This window comes from Pseudokineococcus sp. 5B2Z-1 (genome assembly GCF_037482305.1).
Classification (GTDB): domain Bacteria; phylum Actinomycetota; class Actinomycetes; order Actinomycetales; family Quadrisphaeraceae; genus Pseudokineococcus.
The window spans coordinates 624,569-648,907 of sequence record NZ_JBBHZG010000002.1; the positions used below are offsets into that span (position 1 = coordinate 624,569).

Consider the following 24,339-nt stretch of genomic DNA (forward strand, 5'->3'; position numbering starts at 1 on the left):
GCTTGCCCGGAGGTCTCCCCGCGGGCCTGCCCTCCGGGCCTGCCCGCCGTCGGGTCGCGGTGGTCACCGATCGGTCGGCGAGCCTACGCACGTGATCGTCCTCGCGCCCCTCGGGCGGGCGGTCCCCGCCCTCGTCGCCCGACGGCCACCGCCCGCCCCTCGGCCGGTCGGCGAGGGGCGGGCGGTGGGCGGGACCGGTCAGTCCTCCGTCGAGGTCCGCATCCCCGAGCGGATCGTGCTCATCACCGAGCTGTCGGCGAGCGTCGTCACGTCACCCGTCTCGCGGCCCTCGGCGACGTCGCGCAGCAGCCGGCGCATGATCTTGCCCGAGCGGGTCTTGGGCAGCTCGGCCACGACGAGGACCTGCCGCGGCTTGGCGATGGGGCCGATCTCCCGCGCCACGTGGTTCCTCAGCTCGGCGACGAGGGCCTCGCCGTCCGCGGCGCCGGTGCCGTCGGCCCCGTCCGAGCGCAGGATGACGAAGGCGCAGACGGCCTGCCCGGTCGTGTCGTCCGTCGCTCCCACCACGGCGGCCTCGGCGACGCGGGGGTGGCTCACCAGCGCCGACTCGATCTCGGCGGTCGAGAGGCGGTGGCCGGAGACGTTCATGACGTCGTCGACCCGCCCGAGCAGCCACACGTCGCCGTCCTCGTCGAGGCGCGCGCCGTCCCCGGCGAAGTAGCGGCCCGGGAAGCGCGACCAGTACGTCTCGACGTAGCGCTCGTCGTCGCCCCAGATGCCGCGCAGCATCGAGGGCCAGGGCTCGGTGAGCACGAGGTAGCCGGAGCCGCCGGGGGCCACGGGCTCGCCCGCGTCGTCGACGACCGCCGCGCCGACGCCCGGGAGCGGGCGCTGCGCCGAGCCGGGCTTCGTCGTCGTGATGCCGGGCAGCGGCGAGATCATGATCGAGCCGGTCTCCGTCTGCCACCACGTGTCGACGACGGGGGTGCGGCCGGAGCCGACGTGCGTGCGGTACCAGGTCCACGCCTCGGGGTTGATGGGCTCGCCCACGCTGCCGAGCAGCCGCAGGCTCGACAGGTCGTGGCCCTCGAGGAGCTCCGCGCCCCACTTCATGAAGGTCCGCACCGTCGTCGGCGCCGTGTAGAGCAGCGTGACGCCGTAGCGCTCGACGAGCTCCCACCAGCGCTCGCGCGTCGGGGTGTCGGGCGTGCCCTCGTACATGACCTGGGTGACGCCGTTCGCCAGCGGCCCGTAGACGATGTAGCTGTGCCCGGTGACCCAGCCGATGTCGGCGGCGCACCAGTACACGTCGGTCTCCGGGCGCACGTCGAAGACGTTGCGGTGCGTGTAGGCGGCGCCGGTGAGGTAGCCGCCGCTCGTGTGGAGGATGCCCTTGGGCTTCCCCGTCGTCCCGGACGTGTAGAGGATGAACAGCGGGTGCTCGGCCTCGAGCGCCGGGGCCTCGTGCTCCTCGCTGGCGCCGTCGACGACGTCGTGCCACCAGACGTCCCGCTCGTCGTCCCAGGCGACGTCCTGGCCGGTGCGGCGCACGACGAGGACCTTGCGCACGGACCCGCCGCCGCGGGCCGGGTCGCCGAGGGCCTCGTCGACGTTCGCCTTGAGCGCCGAGGGCGCGCCGCGGCGGTACCCGCCGTCGGCCGTCACGACGACGACCGCCTCCGCGTCGTCGACGCGGCTGCGCAGCGCGTCGGCGCTGAAGCCGCCGAAGACGACGCTGTGGGGTGCGCCGATGCGCGCGCACGCCAGCATGGCGACGACGGCCTCGGGGATCATCGGCAGGTACAGCGCCACGCGGTCGCCCTCGCGCACGCCCAGGGAGAGCAGGGCGTTGGCCGCCCGCCGCACCTCCCGGCCGAGCTCGGCGTAGGTGATGGTGCGCCGGTCGCCGGGCTCGCCCTCCCAGTGGATCGCCACCCGGTCGCCGTTCCCGGCGTCCACGTGCCGGTCGACGCAGTTGTGGGCGACGTTGAGCCGGCCGTCGCCGAACCAGCGGGCGAAGGGCGCGCGGCTCCAGTCCAGGACCTCGGTGGGCTCGGTCTCCCAGTCCAGCAGGGTGCGCGCCTGGTCGGCCCAGAAGGCCAGGCGGTCCTCCGCCGCCCGCTCGTAGAGCTCCGGCTGCGCGACGGCGTCGCGCGCGAGCTCCGGCGGCGGCGGGTAGGTCTCGGGGCGGCCCGCCCCCTGCGGGGCGTCGGGGGTGCTGGCGTCCTGCTGGTCGGCCATCGCCGTCCTTCCTCGAGCGTGCGTCGTCGTCACGGGTGCGGCCGCCGGCCCCCTCGGGGAGGGGACCGGCGGCCGTGGTCTGGAGCTGCTGGACCTCAGTGCTGCACGGCCTTCTCCGATCCTGCCCCCGTGAAGGCCCGGACCTCCATCTGCGCGGCCTTCGCGTCGTGGTCGGCCTCGGGGCGGCTCGTGACGGTGCCCAGCCAGCCGAGGAGGAAGGCCAGCGGGATCGTGACGATGCCGGGGTTCTCCAGCGGGAACCACGAGAAGTCGACGCCGGTGTCCTTGATCATCGACGTGCTGGCGCCGGTGACCGGGTCGACCCGCCCGCTGACGACGGGGGAGAAGACGATGAGCACGATGGTGCTCACCAGGCCGCCGTACATGCTCCACAGCGCCCCGCGGGTGGTGAAGCGCCGCCAGAAGAGCGAGTAGAGGATCGTCGGGAGGTTGGCGCTCGCGGCCACGGCGAAGGCCAGCGCCACGAGGAAGGCCACGTTCTGGCCGATGGCCGCCATGCCGCCGAGGATCGCGACGACGCCGATGACGACGACCGTCCGGCGGGCGACCTTCAGCTCGCCGTCCGGGCTCACCGTCCCGTTCTTGAGGACGCTGGCGTACACGTCGTGGGCGAAGGAGGTCGCCGCCGTGATGGCGAGCCCGGCGACCACCGCGAGGATCGTCGCGAAGGCGACGGCCGCGATGAGGCCGAGCAGCACCGTCCCGCCGAGCTGGAAGGCCAGGAGCGGGGCCGCGGAGTTGACGCCGCCGGGGGCGGACAGGATGTCCTCCCGGCCCACGAGCGCCGCGGCGCCGTACCCGAGCACCAGGGTCAGCAGGTAGAAGATCCCGATGAGCCAGATGGCCCAGACGACGCTGCGCCGCGCCTCCTTGCCGCTGGGCACGGTGTAGAAGCGCATGAGGACGTGCGGCAGGCCGGCCGTCCCCAGCACGAGCGCCAGCGAGAGCGACCCGAAGTCGAGGAGCGTCAGCGCGCTGGAGCCGTAGCGCAGGCCCGGGCCGAGGAGGGCCTCGGGGTCGGCCAGCCCCTGCGCCGCGGAGGTGTCCACCGCCCCCTGGAGGACGGCGGTGAGGCTGAAGCCGTAGCGGGCGAGGACCCACACCGTCATGACGACGGCGCCCGCGATGAGCAGGACGGCCTTGACCATCTGGACGTACGTGGTGCCCTTCATGCCGCCGATGAGCACGTAGGCGATCATGATCACGCCGACGACGGCGACGACCACGTACTGGCCGGCCTGGCCCTCGATGCCCAGCAGGAGGGCCACGAGGCCGCCCGCGCCCGACATCTGCGCGATGAGGTAGAAGAAGCAGACGGCCAGCGTCGCCAGGGCCGCCGCCATCCGGACCGGGCGCTGGCGCAGGCGGAACGACAGGACGTCCGCCATCGTGAAGCGCCCCGTGTTGCGCAGCAGCTCGGCCACGAGGAGCAGGGCCACGAGCCAGGCGACGAGGAAGCCGATGGAGTACAGGAAGCCGTCGTAGCCGTAGACGGCGATGGCGCCGGCGATGCCGAGGAAGCTCGCCGCCGAGAGGTAGTCGCCCGCGATGGCGAAGCCGTTCTGCGGGCCGGTGAAGCTGCGACCGCCCGCGTAGTAGTCGGCGGCGGTCCGCGTGCTGCGGCTCGCCCGCAGGACGATCGCGAGCGTCACGACGACGAAGACGACGAAGATGGCGATGTTGAGGACGGGCGAGCCGACGTCGAGGGTGCTCGGCGCGGACGCCAGCACGGCGGCGGCGCTCACGCGACGCCCTCGATGCGCTCGCGCAGGGCGCTCGCCTCGGGGTCGAAGCGCTTGTCCGCCCAGGAGCGGTAGACCATCGTGATGGCGAAGGTCGACACGAACTGACCGAGCCCCAGCAGGAGCCCGACGGTGATCGTGCTGCCGCCGACGCGCTGGGCCATGAAGTCGGGGGCGAGCGCGGCCAGGAGCACGTAGAGGGCGTACCAGGCCAGGAACGCCCCGGCCATGGGGAAGATGAAGCGCCGGAAGCGGCGCTGGAGGGCCGCGAACTCGGGGGACTCGCGCACCTCCTCGGCGGTGGCGAGACCGGGGGCGGCTGCCCCCGGGTCGGGCCGGTGCTGCGCGGGGTCGTGTCGTGGCACGTCGGGCCTCCTCGCGCCCGGCGTCGGTGCCGGGCGTGGCAGCCGGGCTCCACCAGCCCGGGACGAGCGGGAGCGTGCCACAGCGCCCCGTGTCCGGTGTGCACGTTTCCACACCTCGTGCCGGCGCGTCGCCGGCCGCCGTGACGACCCGTCGTCCACAGGGCCCCAGCGGGCCGGCGCCCACGGCCCTAGCGTCGCCGCCGGTCGAGCGGCCCGCCCGGTGCGGTGCCGGGGCGGAGGGGCGCGGATGGGTGCGACGGCGGTCGACACGGAGCAGATGGCGGTGGTGCGCGCCCGGCTCGAGCACGTCGCGGCGGACCTGGAGGCGGTCGCGGCGTCCGTGGTCGCCGCCCCCGCCCTGGCGCTCGGGGCGCGCCGGCTCGTGGTCGCCCTCGAGCGCGCGCAGGAGGACTGGGCGCTGCACGCCGGGGCCCTGCGCCGCCTCGCCGACGTCGCGGCGCTCGACCTCGGCCGGGCCGCGGCGGCCTACGACGACTGCGAGCAGGAGGCCCTCGCCACCGCCCGCGCCGCCGCGCCGGGGGCGACGCCGGTGACCGCTCCCGCGCAGCTCGGACCTCCCGTCCCGCCGCTCGCGCCGCTCGGAGGGCCGCTCGTGCCGCCGCTCGCGCCGCTCGGGGGGCTCCTCGGGGCGCCGGGCCCGGCGCGGACGACGGGCCCTGCTCCCTCCTCCGCCGGGGAGGCCCCTGCGGTCGTCGCGCCGGTGGGGGCGGGCTCGTGACGGCGACCTCGGCCGCCCGGCCCCTGCCGGCCCTGGGCTGGGACCCCTGCCCCGGGGACCCGCCCGGTGTGCGGGCCCTGGCCGACGACCTGCGGCGCCTCGCCGTCCGCCTCCGCTCGGCGCAGGCGGACGCCCGCGCCGACGCGCCCGCCTGGACCGGGCCCGCGGCCACCGCCCACCGGGAGCGCGTCGCGGCGCTGCCGGGGGCGCTCGGCGTGCTCGCCGGGTCCGTCGACGCGCTCGCCGACGTCCTCGGCGCGTGGGCGGACGAGCTGGTGCCCTTGCAGCGGCGGGCGGACGACGTCGAGCGCCGGATGGTCGTGGCGCGCGACGAGCTCCGCGACGCCTCGGGCGTCCTCGCGCTCGCGGCGCGGGGGACCTCCGGCGTCGACCTCCTCGTCGGGCGCCCGGCCGGCTGGAGCGCCCACGTCGAGCACCGCCGCGCCGTCGAGGCCGCCGCGACCGCCCGGGCCGAGGTCGAGGCGGCGGCCCGGCGGCTCCACGAGGAGTACCTCGACGCCGCCGAGCGGGCCCACGGCGCCGTCGCCCGGACCGTCGACGACGGCCTGCGCGCCGGGTGGAGCGGGCACGACCTGACCGACCTCGGGGGCGCCGACGCGTCGTGGGCGGAGCGGCCCCGGCCGGTGCCGACGGTCCTGCGACGGACGCTCGTGGAGGACGGGTACGCCGAGGGCGTCCGCCGGCACGCCGACGACCTCGCCGCCTACGCCGAGGGCAGCGGCGACACCGCGGCGGTCCTCGGGTGGGCGCCCTGGCCGCACGCGCAGGTCGTCGCCCGCGGCGCCGACGTCAGCGGCTCGCTCGCCACGGCCTCGCTCGAGCTCGTGGTCGCCGAGGACCCGGTGGCCGCCCTCGGCGCCGTGGGCGCGGCCGGGGCGAGCCTCGTGGCGGGACCGGCGGTGCGCCGCGCCGTCGGCCAGCCCGGGCGGGCGCTGCCGCTGCTGGACCCGGCGACGACCTCCCTCGTCGCCGGGGCGCCGCAGCCGCCCCCGCCCCCGAAGGCCTGGGAGGTCCCCGGCCGCGTCGGGACCGCCCGCCGGGACGAGCGGGAGGCCGACGACCTCGAGGAGCGGCGGCGACGGGCCGCCGCCGACCGCGAGCGCGCGGCCGCGGTGCTCCGCTGCACCGGCGGCTGAGCCGCCGCGCGCCGGGGTCGGTCGTCGTGGGGTCCGCCGCCCGAGGTCGGAGGTCCGGGCCCGGACGTCGGGGCCCGGAGGTCGGGGCCCGGACGTCGGGGCTCAGACGTCCCGGTCGGCGGTTCCCGCCCGCGCGGCGCGGGGTGCCTCCAGGTCGGCCCACACGGCGCGGTGGTCGGTGCCGGGCACGTGCTCGGCGCCCCCCGCCCGCACGCGCAGGCCGTGGACGAGCACGTGGTCGAGGGCGAGGACGGCGCTGGCCGGCCCGACGTCCGGCCACGTCCGGGGCCGACCGCCCCCGAGGCGCCGCCCCGCCAGCACGAGCGGTCCGCGCGGCGCGAGCAGGCGCCGCAGCGGCGGGTGGTCCGCCGTGGCGTTGAGGTCGCCGAGGACGACGAAGGGCGCGGCGGGCGCCTCCGCGGCCTGCTCGTGGGACCACCGCTCGAGGGAGCGCAGCTGCCCGCGCCAGGGACCGACGCCCCGCAGGGCGGGGTAGTAGGGGTGCACCGCCCGCACGAGCACCGGCGGCGCGCCCGGCGGCCGGAGCCGGACGAGGGGGTTGTCGCTGGTCCGCTCACCCCCTCCCGGCGGCTCCGCGGACCCGCGCGCGGGCAGGGACCCGAGGCGCTCGTCGGCGACCTCCTCGAGGGGCCAGCGGGACAGCACGAGCGTCCCGACGCCGTCGTCGACCGCGCGCCCGGCCCGGTGGGGCAGGGCGGCGGCGACGCCCGCGCGCTCGAGGGCGGGCAGCGCCGCCGGGGGCACCTCCACGAGCACGAGCACGTCGGGGTCCAGGCGGCGCACGAGCGCCGCGGTCGCCGCCGCGTCCGCCCGCCCGTACCAGGTGTTCACCGCGGCCACCCGGACCCGCACCCGGCCCGTCCCGCCGACCCGGGTTCCTGGGGCGACCCACCAGCCGGGCAGGGCGAGCGCGGCGTGGACGGCGAGCAGCGCCCCGGCGGCCGCTGCCGGCCCGGCGGCGCCCACGACGAGCGCCCGCAGGAGGAGCAGCAGCGCCAGGGGTCCTACGAGGGGGACGAGCGCCTGGGCCCGCACGACGAGCGGGGCGAGCGGCCGGGCGGGGTCGACGTCCCACCACCGGAGGCCGGTGAGCGCCGCGCCGAGGGCGAGGACGACGAGCTCGAGCACCGTCACAGCCCCTCGTCCGCGCAGGCGCGGCCCACCGCGAGACCGACCGCCGTGCCCGCGGCGAAGGGGTCGAGGTCGAGCCGGACGCTGGCGGCGCCGTCGTCGCCCTCGCGGCGGACGGCCTCGAGCACCACGTCGACGACGAGGTCCGGCGCCTCCAGCGCGACCCGGCAGCTGGGCGGGTCGGCCCGCAGGAGCACCTCCGTCGTCGTCGCGGGCTCGACGACGACGCCCGTCCCGGCCAGCGCGAGGCCGGCCGCGCCGCCCGAGAGCACCCGCACCACGTAGGAGGCGTCGGCGTCGTTGCGCACGCGCAGGACGAGGCCCTCCTCGGTGCTGCGCTGGTCCACGACGGCGGGCGTGAAGGCGGGGGAGGCGACGGCGTAGGAGCAGGCCTCCGCGAAGGCGCCGTCGGGGACGTCGGCGCCCTCGGCGGCCGCGATGTCGGGGGAGCGCAGCACGGTGACGGGCACCTGCGCCGTCCCGGAGCTCGTGCGGACCACCAGCCACGGCTCCCACGGCGGAGGGTCGCCGCAGGTGCCGGGCACCACGACGCGGACCTGGGCGGTGCCCCCGACCGGGAGCTCCGCCACCGGCTCGGCCCCCTCACGGCGCACGACGGGCGTCCGCCCGTCCGGCACGACCTCGCCGAGCAGGCGCCCCTGGCCGTCGCGCGTGCCCCCGCCGAGCACGAGGACGTCCTCGTCGCCGGTGTTGCCCACGACCATCGTCAGGGACAGGTCGTCGCCCTGGCCCCAGGAGGCCCCGTAGCCCACGGGGTAGGCGCCGAGGGAGACCAGGCGCGCGCCCCCCGGGTCCGAGCCGCGGGAGGCGAGGGCGACGCCGCCCGCCCCGACCGCCGCGGCGAGCACGAGCGCGGCCGCCCGCCGCAGCGCGCCGCCCACGCCCCCGCGGGACCCACGGGGGAGGGCGTGGTCGCGGGCCCCGCCCGGCCGGGCCGGCGGTGCGTCGAGGTCGTCGCCCTCGCCGTCGAGGTCGCCGGCGGGAGACGGGCGGCCGGTCGGCGGCGCCCCGCCGTGCCACCGCCCGCCCGGCGACCAGCGGTCCCCGGGGGCGCCCGCGGCCTCGTCCGGTCCTCCTCGTGGGGGGCCGTCGCCGAGGGCGTCGCGGCTCACGCCGCTCCCGGCGTCGCGGCGGGGTCCGGTGCGTCGCCGGACGGCGGCGACCCGCGCCGCCCGCGGCGCGACGGCGGGCGGAACCGCAGCACCGGCCAGTCCCGCGCGCGGGCCACGCGGCGCAGCGCGCGGTCGGGGTTGACGGCGTGGGGCCGGCCGACCAGCTCGAGCAGGGGGAGGTCGGTCACCGAGTCCGTGTAGGCCGCGCTCGCGGCGAGGTCGTAGCCGTGCTCGGCCGCGAGGGCGCGCGCGAGGACCGCCTTCTGCTCGCCGTAGGCGTGGACGTCGAGCACCCCCGTCCACCGGCCCCCCTCGACGGCGAGCCGCGACGCGAGCACGTGGTCGGCCCCGAGGAGGTGCCCCAGCGGTTCGGCGACCTCGTGCGCCGCCGTCGTCACGAGCGCGACGGCGTCCCCCCGCTCCTGGTGGGCGCGGACGAGGGCCCGCGCCTCGGCGAAGAGCAGCGGCGCCAGGTGCGTGGGGAGGGCCTGCTCCACGACGGCGCGGACGGCGCTGACCTCCCAGCCCGTCACCTGCGCCACGAGCAGCGCGCGCCCTCGCTCCATGCGGCGGTGGTCGGCGCCCGCGAGCGTGAAGGCCGCTTGCTCCCGCAGCGCGCGGGCGACCGCGCGCAGCGGCAGCAGCCCCGCCGCGTGCATCGGACGGGCCAGCGCCAGCACGGTGGAGCGCGCGACGAGCGTGCGGTCGACGTCGAAGAGCGCCACCCGGCGGGGGCCCCGCGCCGTCGCGTCCACGCCCGGCAGCCTAGGCGCCGCCCTCCGGGCGCACCTGGGCGGCGGCGGGTGACGGCGTCCGGCCCGAGCGGCGAGCTGCGGTCCGTCGTCGCGGTCGCGGGTGCCGGCCTCCCGGACGGGCTCGCACGTCGGGGCCTGCGTGACCGGGCTCGCGTGTCCGGGCCCACGTGTCCGGGTGCTGCGCACAGGCGCTCCGGACAGCACCGTCGTCCCCGGCCGCCGACCGCGGCCGTCCGGCCCCGGGGCGCTGCGCTTGCCTGCGGCGCAGGGGACGCGCGGTGCGCCCCCGGAGGAGGGCGTCGTGGGCAGCAGCGACCGCGCGGGCGGCACCGGGGGCGGGCGGGGCGCGGGGGCGGGGGGCGAGGCCGGTCCTCGGGGCGCGGCCCGGGCCGTGGCGGGGGAGGGCCCGCCGGGTGCGGGGGCCCGTGGGGACGGTGCGCCCCCGGCGGTGGTCCTCGTCGCGGCCTCGGCGTGGGTCGTCGAGCAGGTGGGGCGCTGCGCCGCCGCCACGGGGGCGCTCGTGCACGTCGTCGACCCGCGCGCGCCTGTCGCGCCGCCGGCGGGCGCCCGCCTCGAGCTCTGGGACGCCGGGGCGCTCGCGGCCGCGGGCGACCACGGCCCGCCGGCCGGGGTCCGCCGCCTCGTCGTCGCCGACGCGACCGCGCCCGAGGCTCTGTGGCGCCGGGCGATGGCCGCGGGAGCGGTGGCCGTCCTGCTGCTCCCGCAGGACGAGGAGGCGCTCGTCGACGCCCTCCTCGAGGCCGCCGACCCGCGCCCGGCCGACGCCCTCGTCGTCGGCGTCACCGGCGCCTGCGGCGGCGCCGGCGCCTCCGTGCTGGCCCTGCTGCTCGCGCTGGCCGCCGCTCGGGGGGCGAGCCCCTCTCGGGCCCCGGGGGCGCGCGGCGGCGGGGCGGGCCGGCGGGCGCGGGTCCTGCTCGCCGACCTCGACCCGCTGGGCTGCGGCGCGGACGTCCTCGTCGGGGCCGAGGGGCGCGAGGGCCTGCGCTGGGAGGACCTGCACGGCGTGCGGGGCGCCCTCGCCGCGCACGCGCTCGACGGCGCGCTGCCGAGCCGCGGCGGTGTCGACCTCCTCGTGCCCGGGCGCACCGGGGGGCCCGGCGGCGGGCCGCGGGCCGCGGGCGTCCCGGTCGAGGCCGCGGCGGCGGTCCTCGCGGCGGCGCGCCGCTCGCACGACGTCGTCGTCCTCGACCTCCCGCGGGCGGGGCGCGGGGCCGAGCACCTCGTCGCCGCGTGCTCGCCGCTCCTGCTCGTGGTCCCCGCCGACGTGCCGTCGACCCTGGCGGCGGCACGGGCGCTCGCCCACCTCGGCCCGCGGACGGGCGGGACGCTCGCCCCGGTGGACGTGCGGCTCGTCGTGCGGACCGGCACCGGGCGCTCCGACGCCCCGCGCGCCCGCGACGTCGGGGCCGCCCTCGCCCGGCCCGTCGCGGCGGTGGTGCCGCACGACCCGGTGGTCGCCCGGCGAGCCGCCGCGGGCTCCCTGCTCGCGCACCGGTCCCGCCGCGGGGCCGCCGCAGCCGCCGCGGAGCTGCTCGCGGACCTCGTGGACCGCTCGGGCGGCCCTGCGGGCGCGCGGCGCACCGCACCCGCGGCGGCGTCCTCGCTGGCCCCGGTGTCCGTGCGGGGGCCCGCGTCGGCCGTCACGTCCGCGGCGCCCGGCCCGACCTCGTCCGGCCTGGCCCCGGCCACCACGCCCGGCGGGTCGTCCGCGCCGTCCGCGGGGTGGCGCCCCGTCGCGGCCGGGACGGTGCCGTGCTGAGCCGGGACCGGGCGGGAGGGTCCTGGAGCGACGGGCGCGGGGACGACGGGCGCAGCGACGACGGGAACAGGGACGAGCAGGAGCCCGGGAGCCGTGCGGACGGCCGGGGAGGGCGGCGCGAGGAGGTCGACGAGCAGCTCCTCGCGCGGGTGCGGGCCGCGCTCAGCCGCAGCCGCGACCCCCTGACGGGCCCCGCTCTCGTGGCGGCGGTCCACGCGGGCGGCGACCCCCTCGGCGCGGTGGGGGCGCTGCGCGCCGCCCCCGCCCTCGGCGCGGCGCTCGTCGGGGCGGGGCCCCTGCAGGTCCTGCTCGACGAGCCGGGCGTCACCGACGTCCTCGTCAACGGGCCGGAGGAGGTCTGGGTCGACCGCGGCCGCGGGCTGCGCCGCGCCCACGTCGCGCTCGGCGACGAGGTCGCCGTCCGCGCCCTCGCCGTGCGCCTGGCGGCCGGCGCCGGCCGCCGCCTCGACGACGCGAGCCCCTGCGTCGACGCCCGCCTCCCCGACGGCGTGCGGCTGCACGCCGTCCTGCCGCCCGTCTCGCCCGCGGGGACGCTGCTCTCCCTGCGCGTGCCCCGTCGCGACGGCCTGGACCTCGACGAGCTCGTGGCCGGCGGCTGCGTGCCGGCCGGGTGGGCCGTCGTCCTGCGCCGCGTGGTCGAGCGCCGCCTCGCCTTCCTCGTCAGCGGCGGCACGTCGTCGGGTAAGACGACCGTCCTCGGCGGCCTGCTCGGCGAGGCCGACCCGCGCGAGCGCGTCGTGCTCGTCGAGGACGCGGGGGAGCTGAGGCCGCGCCTCCCGCACGTCGTCCGGCTCGAGGCACGGCACGGCAACGTCGAGGGCGCGGGCGCCGTCGACCTCGCCGAGCTGGTCCGCCACGCGCTGCGCATGCGGCCGGACCGGCTGGTCGTCGGCGAGTGCCGGGGCGCGGAGGTCCGCGACCTGCTCGCCGCGCTGAACACGGGCCACGAGGGCGGGTGCGGCACCGTCCACGCCAACACGGCCGCGGACGTCCCGGCCCGCCTCGAGGCCCTCGGCGCGCTCGCGGGCCTCGACGCCCGCGCGCTCACGGCGCAGGCGGCCAGCGCGCTCGACGTCGTCCTCCACCTGCGCCGCGACGCCCGTGGGCGCCGGATGGAGGAGGTCGGCCTCGTCGGCCGGCGGGACGACCGGCTCGTCGTCGTCCCCGCGCTGACCGCGGCCGGCGCCGGACCGGGGTGGGCCGCGCTCGCCGAGCGGCTCGAGCTGGACCCGTGCCGTCCGCCCGTGGCACCGGGCCGGACGGCCGGGTCCTCGGCGGTCTCGGGCGCGACGGCGGGCGAGGGGCCGGGGGCCACGACGCGGGAGGCCACGTCGTGACCGGCGTGGTCGTGGGCCTCCTCGTCCTCGCGGCCCTCGCGGCGGCCTCCCCGGTGGCCGGCTCGCGCCGGCTGCGGCGCCTCGTCACCGGTGGGGCGGGCCACGGGCCGGGCGGGCGTGCGCCGGGGGCGGGCGCCGGGCCGGGAGGTGACCTGGCGGGTGGTACGAGCGGTGTCGGTGGCGTCGGGGGCGCGGGCGGGCACGGCCGCGGGACGGCGCCCTCCGTGGAGGCGGTGGCCCAGGACGTCTCGCGCCTCGCCGTGCTGCTGCGCGCCGGGCTCGCGCCCGGGTCCGCCTGGGCGCACCTGGCCGGGGCGGCGGGGCCGGGGCCCGGCGGGGCGTGGACGGCCGCCGCCCGCGCCGCGGCGGAGGGGGCGCCGACCGCGCCCGCGCTTCACGCGGTCCTGCGCGACGGCGGGCTCCCCGCCGAGGCGCGTGGGGCGACGTCGGCGCTGGCCGCGGCCCTCGACGTCTGCGAGCGGACGGGTGCGCCGGCCGCGATGGTGCTGCACCGCCTGGCCGGCGCGCTGCGCGAGGAGGCCGACGCGCGCGACGCGCGGGAGGCCGCCCTGGCCGCCCCGCGGGCGACGGCGCGCGTCCTGCTCGCCCTGCCGGTGCTCGGCCTCGCGCTGGGCCACGCCGTCGGGGCGGCGCCCCTCGCCGTCCTCGCCGGCACGGGGCCGGGGCGGCTGGCCGCCGTGGTCGGCGTGGGGCTGGCCGCCGCGGGGTGGTGGTGGACGCGACGGCTCGTCGCGTCGGCGACGGTGGCCCCCGGGGCGGCCCGCCGGCACGACGGCGCCGCCCGGACGCGGCGGGCGGCGTGAGCCCGGCCCTGCTGGTGGCCGGCCTCGTGCTCGCCGCCGTGCTCGTCGGCGGCCCGGGCGCCTCCGCCCGCCGGCTGCGCGGGGTCCTGCCCCCGGAGCCGGTCCCCGGCGCGAGCGGCCGCCGGGCGCGCGGCGGTGGGCAGGACGACCGGTGGGCGCCCGGCGGGGGAGGTGACGGCGAGGGGCCGGGTGGCCGCGGGCGCCGCCTCGCGTCGCGGTGGCTCCCGCGCCCACGGTCACGCCCGGGGCCTGCGGACGCGGCGCCGGACCCGGCCCTGCTCCTCGACCTCGTGGCGGCCGCCCTCGAGGCGGGCAGCCCGCCTCTGGCGGCGTTGGAGGCCGCCGCCACCGCCCTGGGGCGCGCCCGGCCGTCGCCGCACGACGAGGACCTGCGCCAGCGGTGCGCCGCCCTGCGCCTCGGCGCGGGCTGGTCGAGCGCCTGGGAGGGCGCCGGGCCCGCGCTCGCGCCCGTGCGCGACGCCCTGGGCCTCGCCGTCGGGGCGGGAGCTCCCGGCGCCGCCCTGCTGCGGGACGCCGCGAGCGAGGAGCGCCGGCGTCGCGCGCGGGAGGCCCAGCGCCGCGCCTCCGCCCTGGGGGTCCGCCTCGTCCTGCCGCTGGGGGTGTGCGCGCTGCCCGCCTTCGCGGCGCTCGCGGTCGTGCCCGTCGTGCTCTCCCTGGCCGCGCAGGTCCTCGAGCGCTCCTGAGGCCGCCGCGATCACCGCCCGCGGTCCGTGGCCCCCCCAGGGCTCGGCCTGCCGCGGGGCGACCACGGGACACCGACGGGCGTCGCCCTCCCGCGGGCTCGGCGGCCACCCACGACGGGAGCGCCTCGGCCCCGCTCGTCACGCGCAGGCGCTCCGCGCCCCGCACTCGGCGCTGGCGTGGGACCGCGTGCTGGCGCCCGCGTGCCGCCGCCCGCGTGCCGCCGCCCGGGTCCGACGTGCTCGGTCGACGGCGCCCGGTCGGACGTGCCCGGTCGGACGTGCCCGGTCGGACGTGCCCGGTCGGACGTGCCCGGTCCGACGCGCCCGGTCCGACGCGCCCGGTCGGACGTGCCCGGCCCGACGCGCCCGGTCGACACACCGGAGGACGGGCTGCCGTGCGCCGACCGCCCCTGCGTCGGCGCGGCCGGTGGCCCCGACCGCCCGCGTGGGTGGTCGAAGCCACTCGCGTGAGGGGTGGTGCCACCGGGGTGCAGGGGCGCCATGGAGGCGTGAGGCGTCTCACGGACCTCCTCGGGCGACGGGTCCCCGCCGTCGTGCCGTCGCCGGCACGACGGCGGGGACCGCGGCCCCGGACGGGTGCGCGCGGCGTCCGCTCGCCGTCCACACGCGGCGCTCGCTCCCGCTCCGTCCACAGACCGCCGGAGCGCCCTCCGACGGAGCCCCCGGCGCCGGAGGGTCACCGCAGGAGGTCGCACCCCGCGGCCCTGGAGGAGGAGCCATGGTCATCGCCCGCACCACCACCTGCCCCGCCCGACGCCGGTCGCCGGGCCGTGGCGCCGTCCCGCGCTGCCGGACGGGCGTCCCGGCGCGGTCGCGGCCGATCGGCGCCCCTGCCGGGCGGGCGACGCCGCGGGCCTGCGCCCCGGTGCCCACGACGAGCGCGCTGCCGACGACGAGCGCGCTGCCGACGACGAGCGCGCTGCCGACGACGAGCGCGCTGCCGACGACGAGCGCGCTGCCGACGACGAGCGCGCTGCCGACGACGAGCGCGCTGCCGACGACGAGCGCGCTGCCGACGACGAGCGCGCTGCCGACGACGAGCGCGCTGCCGACGACGAGCGCGCTGCCGACGACGAGCGCGCTGCCGACGACGAGCGCGCTGCCGACGACGAGCGCGCTGCCGACGACGAGCGCGCTGCCGACGACGAGCGCGCTGCCGACGACGAGCGCGCTGCCGACGACGAGCGCGCTGCCGACGACGAGCGCGCTGCCGACGACGAGCGCGCTGCCGACGACGAGCGCGCTGCCGACGACGAGCGCGCTGCCGACGACGAGCGCGCTGCCGACGACGAGCGCGCTGCCGACGACGAGCGCGCTGCCGACGACGAGCGCGCTGCCGACGACGAGCGCGCTGCCGACGACGAGCGCGCTGCCGACGACGAGCGCGCTGCCGACGACGAGCGCGCTGCCGACGACGAGCGCGCTGCCGACGACGAGCGCGCTGCCGACGACGAGCGCGCTGCCGACGACGAGCGCGCTGCCGACGACGAGCGCGCTGCCGACGACGAGCGCGCTGCCGACGACGAGCGCGCTGCCGACGACGAGCGCGCTGCCGACGACGAGCGCGCTGCCGACGACGAGCGCGCTGCCGACGACGAGCGCGCTGCCGACGACGAGCGCGCTGCCGACGACGAGCGCGCTGCCGACGACGAGCGTGGTGCCGACGACGAGCGTGGTGCCGTCGACGTCCGGGCTGCCGACGAGCGGGGTGTCGACGACCACGCGCGTGCCGACGGGCGAGGGGCTGGCCGGCAGCTCGTCGCGGGGCGGCGCGCTCGCGCACCACGCGGCGGTCGCCGGGAGGCGCGTGCCGCCGTGCCGCGCGCTCGCCGCCGGCGTGCGTCCCGCCGTCGCGGCCCTGCGCGGGGAGCTGCGGGACGTCGGCATGGCCACGGCCGAGTACGCCATCGCCACCCTGGCCGCCTGCGGCTTCGCCGGGCTCCTCGTGACGCTCCTCGCGAGCGACCAGGTGCGGACCCTGCTGCTCGGCATCGTCCGGCGCGCCCTCTCGGTCGGATGAGCGACGCCGGTCGGGCGGCGGCGACGGGTGGTCCGGCGCCGGGTCGAGGGCGCGTCGCCGTCCGCCGGGCGCCCAGCGCCCGACCGGCCGGTCGCGCTCGCCCCCGGACCACGGGTCCTCGTCCGAGGGCGAGCGGCCCGGCGCGGGGCTCCGCGCTCGGCCCGGCGGCGCAGGCTCCCGCGCTCGGCCCGGCGGCGCAGGCTCCGGCGCCCCACCCGGTGGGTCGGGGCTCCGGCCTTGACCCGGCGAGAGGTCCCACCGCGGGTCCGGTCCGGGGCGACCGGGGCGCGGTGACGGCCGAGCTGGCCGTCGGGCTGGTGGCCGTCGTCGTGGTCCTCGCCGCCCTGCTGTCGGTGGGGCAGGCCGTCGCCGCGCAGGTGCGCGTCACGGACGCCGCCGCCGCCGGGGCCCGGGCCGCCGCCCGCGGGGCGTCGGAGGCGGAGGTGCAGGCCCTCGCCGCCGCGCTGGCGGGGCCCCGGGCGACGGCGGCCGTGCAGCTCGGCGGGAGCCGCGCGGACGTCGTCGTCACGGCACCGGTCGGCCTCCTGCTGCCGGGCACCCCGGTCGTCACCGCCCGTGGGCGGGCCTCCGCCGCCGTGGAGGTCGGCGTCGGGGGTGCGGGGCCGTGACGCGCCGCGTCCACAGGGGCCGGGCGGAGGTCCGCCGACCGGCCCCCGCGAGGTCGTGGGCCGCGGGGCCGGCGCCGGGCCGGCGCGGCCACGGAGGAGGACGAGCCCGGCGTGGCGACCGGGGCGCGGGGTCGGTGCTCGTGCTGGGACTGCTCCTCGTGGGGGTCGTGCTCTGCACGGCCGCCGCCGCCCTCGGGCAGGCCGTGGTGGCCCGCCACCGCGCGGCGGCGGCGGCGGACCTCGCGGCGCTGGCCGGCGCGGACGTCAGCCTCGGGCGCGCCGTCCCCGCCGGGGGGCCGTGCGACGCGGCGGCGCGCGTCGCCGCGCGGGGCGGTGCCCGGCTCGTCGGGTGCACCACCGGCGGGCTCGAGGTGGTCGTCGTCGTCGCGGTCGACGTCCCGGGCGCCCTGGGCGGCCTCGGACCGGCACGGGCCTCGGCGCGAGCCGGTCCGAGGTGAGCCCGGCCCCGGAGCCGCTCCGAGGAGCCGGTCCGAGGTGAGCCCGGCCCCGGAGCCGCTCCGAGGAGCCGGTCCGAGGAGCCGGGGCCCGGACCGGGCCGGTCACCGGCGAGGCGGTCAGCGGCGAGCCGGGTCCCGCCCGTGCCCGTCACGGACGAGCCGGTGCTCGGCGAGCGGGTGGGACGGCGAGCGGGTGGGACGGCGAGCGGCGGGGCTCGGCGAGCGGGTGGGACGGCGAGCGGCGGGGCTCGGCGAGCGGGTGGGACGGCGAGCGGCGGGGCTCGGCGAGCGGGTGGGGCGACGAGCGGCGGGGCTCGGCGAGCGGGTGGGGCGACGACCGGGTCACCGCGGCAGGGCGGGGCGGACGGGCTCCGGTGACCCGCCTCACCGCGGCGGGGGCGGCGCGTCCTCGTCGGCGTGCTCGAGCACGGCGCGCAGGAGGGCCACGGCGCCGGGCTTGCTCAGCGGCTCGTTGCCGTTGCCGCACTTGGGCGACTGCACGCACGCCGGGCACCCGTGGGCGCACGGGCAGGCGACCACCGCCTCGAGCGTCGCGCCGAGCCAGGCGCGCGCGGCCGCGAACCCGCGCGCGGCGAAGCCCGCGCCGCCCGGTGCGGCGTCGTGCACGAAGACCGTCGGCACCCCGGTGTCGGGGTGCAGGGCCGTCGAGACCCCGCCGACGTCCCAGCGGTCGCTCGTGGCGACGAGCGGCAGGAGGCCGATGGCCGCGTGCTCGGCGGCGTGGGCGGCACCGGGCACGTCGGGCGCGTCGACCCCGTGGCGGGCGAGCACCTCCTCGGGCACCGTCCACCACACGGCGGCCGTGCGCAGCGTCCGGGGCGGCAGGTCGAGGGGCTCCTCGCCGCCGACCGGCCGCCCGTCCCGGGTGCGGCGGCGCCGGAAGGACACGACCTGGCTCGTCACCTCCACCAGTCCCGTGCGCAGGTCCACCGGCCCCCAGGAGCGGTGCGCGCGCTCGGCGAGCACCCGGACGTCGGTGACCTCCCGCGCGGACGTCGTGACGTCGACGTCCTCGCGGCGGACGAGCGCCGTGGCCGCCTCGACGTCGAGGTGCTCCACGACGTAGGTGCGCCCGCGGTGCACGTGCACGGCGCCCTCGTGGACGCTCGCGTGGGCGGCCCCGGCGTCCACCGTGCCCACCACCCGGCCGGTGGCGCTCTCGACGACCGCGACGGGGGCACCCCCGGCCCCCCGCAGGTCGAGCGCGTCGGCGGGCCGCCCGTCGCCCACCCAGTACCAGCCGGCCGCGCGGCGGCGCAGCAGGTCGCGCCGCACGAGGACGTCGAGGAGGGCGCGCACGTGGTCCGGGTCGCCGAAGCGGCCCAGCTCCTCGGGCCGCAGGGGCCGCTCGGCCGCCGCGGCGGCCAGGTGGGGCGCGAGGACGTGGGGGTTCTCCGGGTCGAGCACCGCCTCCTCCCCGGGGCTGCCCACGACCGCCTCGGGGTGGTGCACGAGGTAGGTGTCCATCGGGTCCTCGCGGGCGACGAGGACGGCGACGGCGTCCTCGCCCCGGCGCCCGGCGCGGCCCACCCGCTGCCACAGCGACGCACGGGTGCCCGGCCAGCCCGCGAGCAGCACCGCGTCGAGGCCCGCGACGTCGATGCCGAGCTCGAGGGCGGACGTGGCGGCGAGGCCCCGCAGACGCCCCGACCGCAGCGCCCGCTCGAGCTCGCGGCGCTCCTCCGGGAGGTAGCCCCCGCGGTAGGCCGCCACCGCCCCGGTGGACGCCGGTCGCCGGGCGGCGACCCGCTCGGCGGCGTCGAGGGCCACCTCCTCCGCCGACCGGCGCGAGCGCGTGAACGCCAGGGTGCTCACCCCCGCGACCACGAGGTCGGCCATGAGCTCGGCCACCTCCGCGGGCGCCGGCCGGCGCGGCCCGGCCGGCGGCCCGTCGGGCGTCGCACCCGGCGCCCCGCCGGCGCCCGCAGCCGGCGCCCCTGCCGCCCCCGCGCCGGCCACCTCGTCAGCGGCTGCGTCCGCCCGGGCCGGGCGCAGCGGCGGCTGCCACAGCAGGAGGCTCAGCGCCCCGCGCGCGGAGGCGTCCTCGTCGACGACCTCCACCGGCAGGCCCGTGAGCCGCTGCGCCGTGCGCCCCGGGTCGGCGGTCGTCGCGCTGGCGAGGACGACCACGGGCGCGGCCCCGTGGTGCTCCGCGACGCGCAGGAGGCGGCGCAGCACGGCGGCGACGTGCGAGCCCAGGAGGCCGCGGTAGACGTGCGCCTCGTCGACGACGACGTGCCGCAGCCGGCGCAGGAAGGGCGCCCACCGCCCGTGGTCGGGCAGCAGCGAGCGCGACAGGAGGTCGGGGTTGGAGAGCACGACGTCGGCGTGGCGCCGCACCCACGCCCGCTCGTCGGGCGGGGTGTCGCCGTCGCAGACCGCCGCGACGACGCCGGGGACGGCCAGCTCGTCCAGCGCGGCCAGCTGGTCGGCCGCCAGCGCCTTCGCGGGCGCCAGGTAGAGGGTGGTGGCGCCCCGCCCGCCCCACGCGGCGGGGCCCGCCTCGCGCGCCGCCGTGAGCGCCGGCAGCCAGTAGCCCAGCGACTTGCCCGACGCGGTGCCCGTGGCGAGGCAGACCGACCGGCCGGCGCGCACGTGCTCGGCCGCCCGCACCTGGTGCTCCCACGGCGCGCGCACCCCGCGGCGCCCGAGCGCGGCGACGACCTCGGGGTCGGCCCACGCGGGCCAGGGCGCCGCGCGCCCCGGCCGGGCCGGCCGCTCGTGCACGTGGAGGACGCGCTCGCCGCGGCCGCCGGCGAGCAGCGCCGCCAGCGCGCGCCCGCCCGCCCCGCCCGCGCCCGGGAGGACGTCGACGGCGGGGGCGACGGGCGCCGGGCGCGCGGCGGGGAGGACCTCGGCGACCACGGCGGTGACGCTGCCACGCCCCACCGACAGCCGTGCCCGGCGCGCCCGGGAGGCCGGTCCCGCCGGCCGGCGACGCCGCCGCCGCGGGGGTCCGCGACGCCCCTCCCGGTGGGCCCGGGAGGGGGCCGCGCGGGACGGGTGGGGGCCCTCGGGCAGCGCCCGACGTGCGCAGGATGGTCTAATGCGGGCAGCAGCCGGCCCCCGCCGGGCGGCCCACCGGGTCGCAGAGCTCGACGTCTGGGAGTGCACACGTGGACCTGTCCGTCACCAGCCACGAGCAGGGTGGACGCACCGTCGTCGCCGTCGGCGGCGAGATCGACGTCTACACCGCCCCCCAGCTGCGGGAGCGCCTCAACGACCTGGTCGCCGACGGCCAGTACCACCTGGTCGTCGACATGCAGGGCGTCGAGTTCCTCGACTCCACGGGCCTCGGCGTCCTCGTCGGCGGGCTCAAGCGGGTCCGCGCGCACGACGGCTCCCTGCGCCTGGTGTGCGTGCAGGAGAAGATCCTCAAGGTCTTCCGCATCACCGGCCTGACCAAGGTCTTCCCCATCCACGACACGGTCGAGGAGGCGGTCTCCGCCTCCACCGGCGCCGAGGACTGAGCACCGCCCCCTCCGGCGGGACGGACGACCGGGGGCGCGACGGCGCCCGCCCCGGACCGTCCCCGGTCCCGCCGTCGGGCGTGCGCCCCGGTCGAGGACCCGGGCCGCTCGCCCCGCTGCTCCTCTCGCTGGTCTGCGCGGCCGCCGTGCTCGGGGTGTGGCGCGCGCTCGTCGCGACCGGTCCGGGCCAGGTCGTCGACGAGATCGCCTTCGCCGGATCGGCGCGCGGTCGCGACCTCCTCGACGCGCAGGCGACCACCGTCCTGTCCGTCGTCTCGGAGGGGACGCTCGCGCTGGGCCTCGTCCTGCTCGTCGTCCTCGCCGCGGTCCGCCGCCGGCTGCCCCTGGCCGTGGCCGCCGTCGTCCTCGTCGCCGGGGCCAACGTCACGACGCAGCTGCTGAAGAAGGTCGTGCTCGAGCGGCCCGCCCTCGGGCTGGGGGACGTCAACTCGCTGCCGAGCGGCCACACCACGGTGGCGGCGACGCTCGCGGTGGCTCTGGTGCTCGTCCTGCCCCCGGCGGCGCGGGCGACGGCGGCCGTCCTCGGCGCGGGCTACACCGCGGCCACCGGGGTGTCGACCCTCGTCGCGGGCTGGCACCGGCCCAGCGACGTCGCGGCCGCCCTCCTCGTCGTCGCCGCCTGGACCGGCGTCGTCGTCGCGGGGCTGCGGCTGCGCGAGGGCGCCGGGGGCCGCGGCGCGGCGGCCGCCGGGCGCCGCGCCGGCCCGGCCCTCCTGGCCGCGGGGGCCCTCGTCGTCCTGCTCGGGCTCGCGGCCACGGCGCTGGCGGCGGTGCTCATCGACGCCGCGGGCACGGTCGTCGTCTGGCGGGCGGCGCAGGACGCCGGGCGGGCGGTGCAGCTCCTCGCCTACGGCGGCGGCGTCCTCGTCGCCACCGGCGGCTCGGCCGCCCTGCTCGGGACCGCCCTCGCGCTCCTGCGCCGCACCCCCGTCTGAGGTCCGGCCCCTCGGCAGCGGGCGGGCTCGCCGACCGCGCCGGCTGGACCGCCCACCTAGCCTGGCGGGCGTGAGCGACGACCCGCCCGACCCGGCCCGCCTGCCCGACGACGTCGCTGCCCTCGCCGAGGACCTCGACCGGGTCGGCGGGGCCGGCTACCGCGTCGACGCGGTGGCGGCGCTGCTCGGCCCGGTCGCGGACGCGGCCCTGCACCGCGAGCAGCCGGTGCCCGCGCGCCGCGCCGTCGCCGCCGCGCTCGCGCAGGGCGACCCGCTGGCGGCGCTCGTCGCCCCGCTGGTGCTGGGGGCCGCCGTGCCCGAGGCGGACCTCGCCCGCGCCCTCCCGCGGTGCGGGGTCGACGGCGCCGCCCGGCTCGGCCTCGTGCGGCGGACCGAGGACGGGCTCGTGGCGCCGCTCGTCGAGCTGCGGCCCTACGCCGCCGTGGACGCCCGCGGCCCGGCCGACTGGTGGGTGGCCTCCGACCTCGGCGAGATGGCGGTGCCCGGCCCCCTGCGCACCGACCACGTCCTCGGCATCGGCGGCGCCTCGACCACGCTGGCCCGCTCGACCGTCCGCGGTGAGGTCGGCCGCGCCCTCGACCTCGGCACCGGCTGCGGCGTCCAGGCCCTGCACCTGCGCCGCCACGCCCGCGAGGTCGTGGCCACCGACGTCTCGTCGCGGGCGCTGCGCCTGGCGGCCCTCACCCTCGCGCTCGACGACGCCGCCTCCGGCGCCGGGGACGGCACGTCGGCGGGGGAGCGGCCCGCCCCCGTCGACCTGCGCCGCGGGAGCCTGCTCGAGCCGGTGGCGGGCGAGGAGTTCGACCTCGTCGTCTCCAACCCGCCCTTCGTCATCACCCCGCGCGACGCGGGCGTCCCGGCCTACGACTACCGCGACGGCGGGGCGGTGGGGGACGCGCTCGTCCAGCACCTCGTCGAGCACGTCGGGGACGTGCTCGCGCCGGGCGGCACGGCCCAGCTCCTCGGCAACTGGGAGCACCGCGAGGGCGAGCCGTGGCGCGAGCGCGTCGGCGCGTGGCTCGACGCGAGCGGGCTGGACGGGTGGGTCGTCCAGCGGGAGGTCCTCGACCCCGCCGCCTACGCCGAGACGTGGGTGCGCGACGGCGGTCAGCCGCCCGGGCCCGCGTTCGACGCGCTCGTCGGCGCCTGGCTCGACGACCTGGCCGCCCGCCGGGTCGAGGCGGTGGGGCTCGGCATGCTCGTCCTGCGGCGCCCCCGCACGGGCGCGGGGGGCCGCCTGCGCCGCCTCGAGGAGGTCGCCGGCTCCGCCGCCGGGCCGCTGGGCGCCCACGTCGCCGACGTCCTCGCCGCCGCCGACCTCCTCGCCGACCTCGACGACGCCGGGCTGGCGGCGCGGCGCCTGCGCGTGGCCGACGACGTCACCGAGGAGCGGCACGCCCGGCCGGGCGCCGAGCACCCGGAGGTCGTCCTGCTGCGCCAGGGCGGCGGCTTCGGGCGGGTCGTGCGCGTGGGCACCGCCGTCGCGGGCGTCGTCGGGGCCTGCGACGGCGAGCTGCCGCTGGGCGCGCTCGTGGGCGCCGTCGCGGCCCTGCTCGAGCGCCCGGCCGAGGAGGTCGCCGCGGAGGTGCTGCCGGCCGTGCGGGGCCTCGTGGGCGACGGACTGCTCGTGGCGCACGGGTCCTCCGCCGGCGGACCCGCTGCCGGCGACGACGGGGGCGCGCCGTGAGCGCCGGCGCCCGCGAGCGCGACGAGCAGGGACGCCCCCAGAACGCGCGGCCGCGCGACGAGCTCGGCCGCCCCCTGCCCCGCGGCGCGGCGGGGGTCCCCCGCGTGCCCGAGGACCTCGTCCTGCCGCCGCCCGAGGCGCTGGTGGAGGCGCAGCGCCTGCTCGACGCGGGCATGCCCTTCCACGCCCACGAGGTCCTCGAGGGCGTGTGGAAGTCCTGCCCGGAGGACGAGCGCGACCTGTGGCAGGGGCTCGCCCAGCTCGCCGTCGGGCTGACCCACCACCTACGCGGGCGCCCGCGCGGCGCCGCGGTGCTGCTCGAGCGCGGACGCGGGCGCGTCGCCCCCTGGCGCTCGGGCGGCCCGCTCGCGGGCCGCGGCTCGTCGGCGCTGGTCGACGTCGACGGCCTGCTGCGCTGGTCGGGAGACCTGCTCGACGTCGTGCGGGAGGCCGACGAAGGGGCACCCGCCGAGCCGCCGCGCACGCCGCGGCTGCGCGCCCCGCGGCCGGGGCCCGGGGCGCCGTCCGGCGCGGGGCGCCTGCGCCTCGAGCGCCGGGCGCTGACGCCCGCGGAGGCGCAGGAGGTGGTCACATGGCGCTACCCGCTGCCGCACGACCGCCACGACCTGGGCCCGGGCGACGTCGCCGGCCTCCTCGCGCGCTCGGCCGGCGGCCGCGACGGCGTCGAGCCGGTGCTCGACGGGGGTGGCGCCCTCGTGGGACTCGTCTGCCTCGGCGTCGAGGCCACCGTCCCCGGCCAGCCGCACCGGCGGGGCGAGGACGGCGACGGGGGCGGCGCGGAGGCCGGCGAGGACGTCCTCGACGTCGGCCTCGGCGTGCGCCCCGACCGCCTGTCCGCGGGCGTGGGCGGGGCGGCCCTCGCCGCCCTCGTCGCCGCCCTGCGCGCCGAGCAGGTCCCTCCCCGGGAGCTGCGGGCCGTGGCCCGGGAGGAGGACGGCCGCGCCCTCGCCGTCCTCGCCCGCGCGGGCCTCACCGCGCGGGCCCGCTTCACCGGCCCGGGCGACGACGTCTTCGTCGAGCTGCGCGGCCGGCTCGACGCGCTCGGCGAGCCGGAGCGCGAGGCCCGCGCCCGGCCGGACGGCGCCCGCTGAGGCGAGCCGTCC

At 80.3% G+C, this 24,339-nt stretch carries 20 protein-coding genes and 1 pseudogene; 13 read left to right on the forward strand and 8 right to left on the reverse strand.

The window, feature by feature from the left end; all coding sequences use genetic code 11:
* Nucleotides 1-198 precede the first annotated feature (198 nt).
* From acs to WDV85_RS07030, 3 genes are all read right to left on the reverse strand, one after another.
* Nucleotides 199-2,202, reverse strand: a complete 2,004-nt coding sequence (acs, locus tag WDV85_RS07020) for an acetate--CoA ligase (RefSeq protein ID WP_339569952.1) — start codon at nucleotides 2,200-2,202, stop codon at nucleotides 199-201.
* A gap of 95 nt (nucleotides 2,203-2,297) precedes the next feature.
* The gene (locus tag WDV85_RS07025) at nucleotides 2,298-3,968 is read right to left on the reverse strand and encodes a solute symporter family protein (RefSeq protein WP_339569953.1); all 1,671 of its coding nucleotides are present in this window, start codon (nucleotides 3,966-3,968) and stop codon (nucleotides 2,298-2,300) included.
* Nucleotides 3,965-4,255, reverse strand: coding sequence for a DUF485 domain-containing protein (locus tag WDV85_RS07030; protein ID WP_344554341.1), 291 nt, complete (start codon nucleotides 4,253-4,255; stop codon nucleotides 3,965-3,967). The genes WDV85_RS07025 and WDV85_RS07030 overlap by 4 nt, the downstream gene beginning before the upstream one ends.
* Before the next feature lie 322 nt (nucleotides 4,256-4,577).
* Here WDV85_RS07030 and WDV85_RS07035 point away from each other — a divergent pair, with 322 nt between their 5' ends.
* Entirely contained in the window at nucleotides 4,578-5,069 is a 492-nt protein-coding gene (locus WDV85_RS07035; RefSeq protein WP_339569954.1) for a hypothetical protein, read from the forward strand.
* Entirely contained in the window at nucleotides 5,066-6,226 is a 1,161-nt protein-coding gene (locus WDV85_RS07040) for a hypothetical protein (protein ID WP_339569955.1), read from the forward strand. The genes WDV85_RS07035 and WDV85_RS07040 overlap by 4 nt, the downstream gene beginning before the upstream one ends.
* Before the next feature lie 102 nt (nucleotides 6,227-6,328).
* Here the strand turns inward: WDV85_RS07040 and WDV85_RS07045 are convergent, their stop codons facing one another.
* From WDV85_RS07045 to WDV85_RS07055, 3 genes are read right to left on the reverse strand one after another with little or no spacing between them, the layout of a single operon-like run.
* A complete protein-coding gene (locus WDV85_RS07045) occupies nucleotides 6,329-7,381 on the reverse strand; it encodes an endonuclease/exonuclease/phosphatase family protein (protein ID WP_339569956.1) in 1,053 nt (350 codons plus the stop codon).
* Entirely contained in the window at nucleotides 7,378-8,511 is a 1,134-nt protein-coding gene (locus WDV85_RS07050; RefSeq protein WP_339569957.1) for a hypothetical protein, read from the reverse strand. Before WDV85_RS07050 ends, WDV85_RS07045 begins: the two co-directional genes overlap by 4 nt.
* Nucleotides 8,508-9,266 carry an HAD family hydrolase gene (locus WDV85_RS07055; protein WP_339569958.1) on the reverse strand — a complete coding sequence of 253 codons (759 nt, stop codon included), beginning with the start codon at nucleotides 9,264-9,266 and terminating at the stop codon, nucleotides 8,508-8,510. The genes WDV85_RS07050 and WDV85_RS07055 overlap by 4 nt, the downstream gene beginning before the upstream one ends.
* Nucleotides 9,267-9,567: 301 nt before the next feature.
* Here WDV85_RS07055 and ssd point away from each other — a divergent pair, with 301 nt between their 5' ends.
* From ssd to WDV85_RS07075, 4 genes are read left to right on the forward strand one after another with little or no spacing between them, the layout of a single operon-like run.
* Nucleotides 9,568-11,046 carry a septum site-determining protein Ssd gene (gene ssd, locus WDV85_RS07060; protein ID WP_339569959.1) on the forward strand — a complete coding sequence of 493 codons (1,479 nt, stop codon included), beginning with the start codon at nucleotides 9,568-9,570 and terminating at the stop codon, nucleotides 11,044-11,046.
* Nucleotides 11,040-12,404 (forward strand): TadA family conjugal transfer-associated ATPase, encoded by a 1,365-nt coding sequence (locus WDV85_RS07065; RefSeq protein ID WP_339569960.1) that lies wholly within the window; start codon nucleotides 11,040-11,042, stop codon nucleotides 12,402-12,404. Before ssd ends, WDV85_RS07065 begins: the two co-directional genes overlap by 7 nt.
* Entirely contained in the window at nucleotides 12,401-13,228 is an 828-nt protein-coding gene (locus tag WDV85_RS07070; protein WP_339569961.1) for a type II secretion system F family protein, read from the forward strand. Before WDV85_RS07065 ends, WDV85_RS07070 begins: the two co-directional genes overlap by 4 nt.
* On the forward strand, nucleotides 13,225-13,932 hold the full coding sequence (locus tag WDV85_RS07075; protein ID WP_339569962.1) for a type II secretion system F family protein: 708 nt from the start codon (nucleotides 13,225-13,227) through the stop codon (nucleotides 13,930-13,932). The genes WDV85_RS07070 and WDV85_RS07075 overlap by 4 nt, the downstream gene beginning before the upstream one ends.
* A gap of 519 nt (nucleotides 13,933-14,451) precedes the next feature.
* Here the strand turns inward: WDV85_RS07075 and WDV85_RS07080 are convergent.
* Entirely contained in the window at nucleotides 14,452-15,675 is a 1,224-nt protein-coding gene (locus tag WDV85_RS07080) for a hypothetical protein (protein WP_339569963.1), read from the reverse strand.
* Between WDV85_RS07080 and WDV85_RS07085 the strand changes: the two genes are divergently transcribed.
* The 3 genes from WDV85_RS07085 to WDV85_RS07095 all read left to right on the forward strand — a co-directional run bounded on the left by WDV85_RS07085 (nucleotide 15,662) and on the right by WDV85_RS07095 (nucleotide 17,060).
* Complete coding sequence (locus WDV85_RS07085) at nucleotides 15,662-15,973, forward strand: DUF4244 domain-containing protein (protein ID WP_339569964.1); 312 nt, start codon at nucleotides 15,662-15,664, stop codon at nucleotides 15,971-15,973. The genes WDV85_RS07080 and WDV85_RS07085 overlap by 14 nt on opposite strands.
* Nucleotides 15,974-16,263: 290 nt before the next feature.
* Entirely contained in the window at nucleotides 16,264-16,602 is a 339-nt protein-coding gene (locus tag WDV85_RS07090) for a TadE family type IV pilus minor pilin (protein WP_339569965.1), read from the forward strand.
* Complete coding sequence (locus WDV85_RS07095; RefSeq protein ID WP_339569966.1) at nucleotides 16,599-17,060, forward strand: Rv3654c family TadE-like protein; 462 nt, start codon at nucleotides 16,599-16,601, stop codon at nucleotides 17,058-17,060. Before WDV85_RS07090 ends, WDV85_RS07095 begins: the two co-directional genes overlap by 4 nt.
* Before the next feature lie 384 nt (nucleotides 17,061-17,444).
* Here the strand turns inward: WDV85_RS07095 and WDV85_RS07100 are convergent, their stop codons facing one another.
* A complete protein-coding gene (locus WDV85_RS07100; protein ID WP_339569967.1) occupies nucleotides 17,445-19,946 on the reverse strand; it encodes a DEAD/DEAH box helicase in 2,502 nt (833 codons plus the stop codon).
* Nucleotides 19,947-20,197: 251 nt separating this feature from the next.
* Here WDV85_RS07100 and WDV85_RS07105 point away from each other — a divergent pair, with 251 nt between their 5' ends.
* From WDV85_RS07105 to WDV85_RS17085, 4 genes and pseudogenes are all read left to right on the forward strand, one after another.
* Nucleotides 20,198-20,551 carry an STAS domain-containing protein gene (locus WDV85_RS07105; protein ID WP_339569968.1) on the forward strand — a complete coding sequence of 118 codons (354 nt, stop codon included), beginning with the start codon at nucleotides 20,198-20,200 and terminating at the stop codon, nucleotides 20,549-20,551.
* Between the two features lie 80 nt (nucleotides 20,552-20,631).
* On the forward strand, nucleotides 20,632-21,507 hold the full coding sequence (locus tag WDV85_RS07110; RefSeq protein WP_339569969.1) for a phosphatase PAP2 family protein: 876 nt from the start codon (nucleotides 20,632-20,634) through the stop codon (nucleotides 21,505-21,507).
* A gap of 70 nt (nucleotides 21,508-21,577) precedes the next feature.
* The gene (locus WDV85_RS07115) at nucleotides 21,578-23,215 is read left to right on the forward strand and encodes a DUF7059 domain-containing protein (protein WP_339569970.1); all 1,638 of its coding nucleotides are present in this window, start codon (nucleotides 21,578-21,580) and stop codon (nucleotides 23,213-23,215) included.
* Nucleotides 23,212-23,718: pseudogene (locus WDV85_RS17085) on the forward strand (DUF309 domain-containing protein); the annotation flags it as partial. The gene WDV85_RS07115 and the pseudogene WDV85_RS17085, both read left to right, overlap by 4 nt.
* Between the last annotated feature and the right edge of the window lie 621 nt (nucleotides 23,719-24,339).

What these genes read in the sequence shown, in the direction of transcription:
- acs (WP_339569952.1), bottom strand. Translation starts at nt 2,202, where the DNA reads ATGGCCGACCAGCAGGACGCCAGCACCCCCGACGCCCCGCAGGGGGCG.
- WDV85_RS07035 (WP_339569954.1), top strand. Translation starts at nt 4,578, where the DNA reads ATGGGTGCGACGGCGGTCGACACGGAGCAGATGGCGGTGGTGCGCGCC.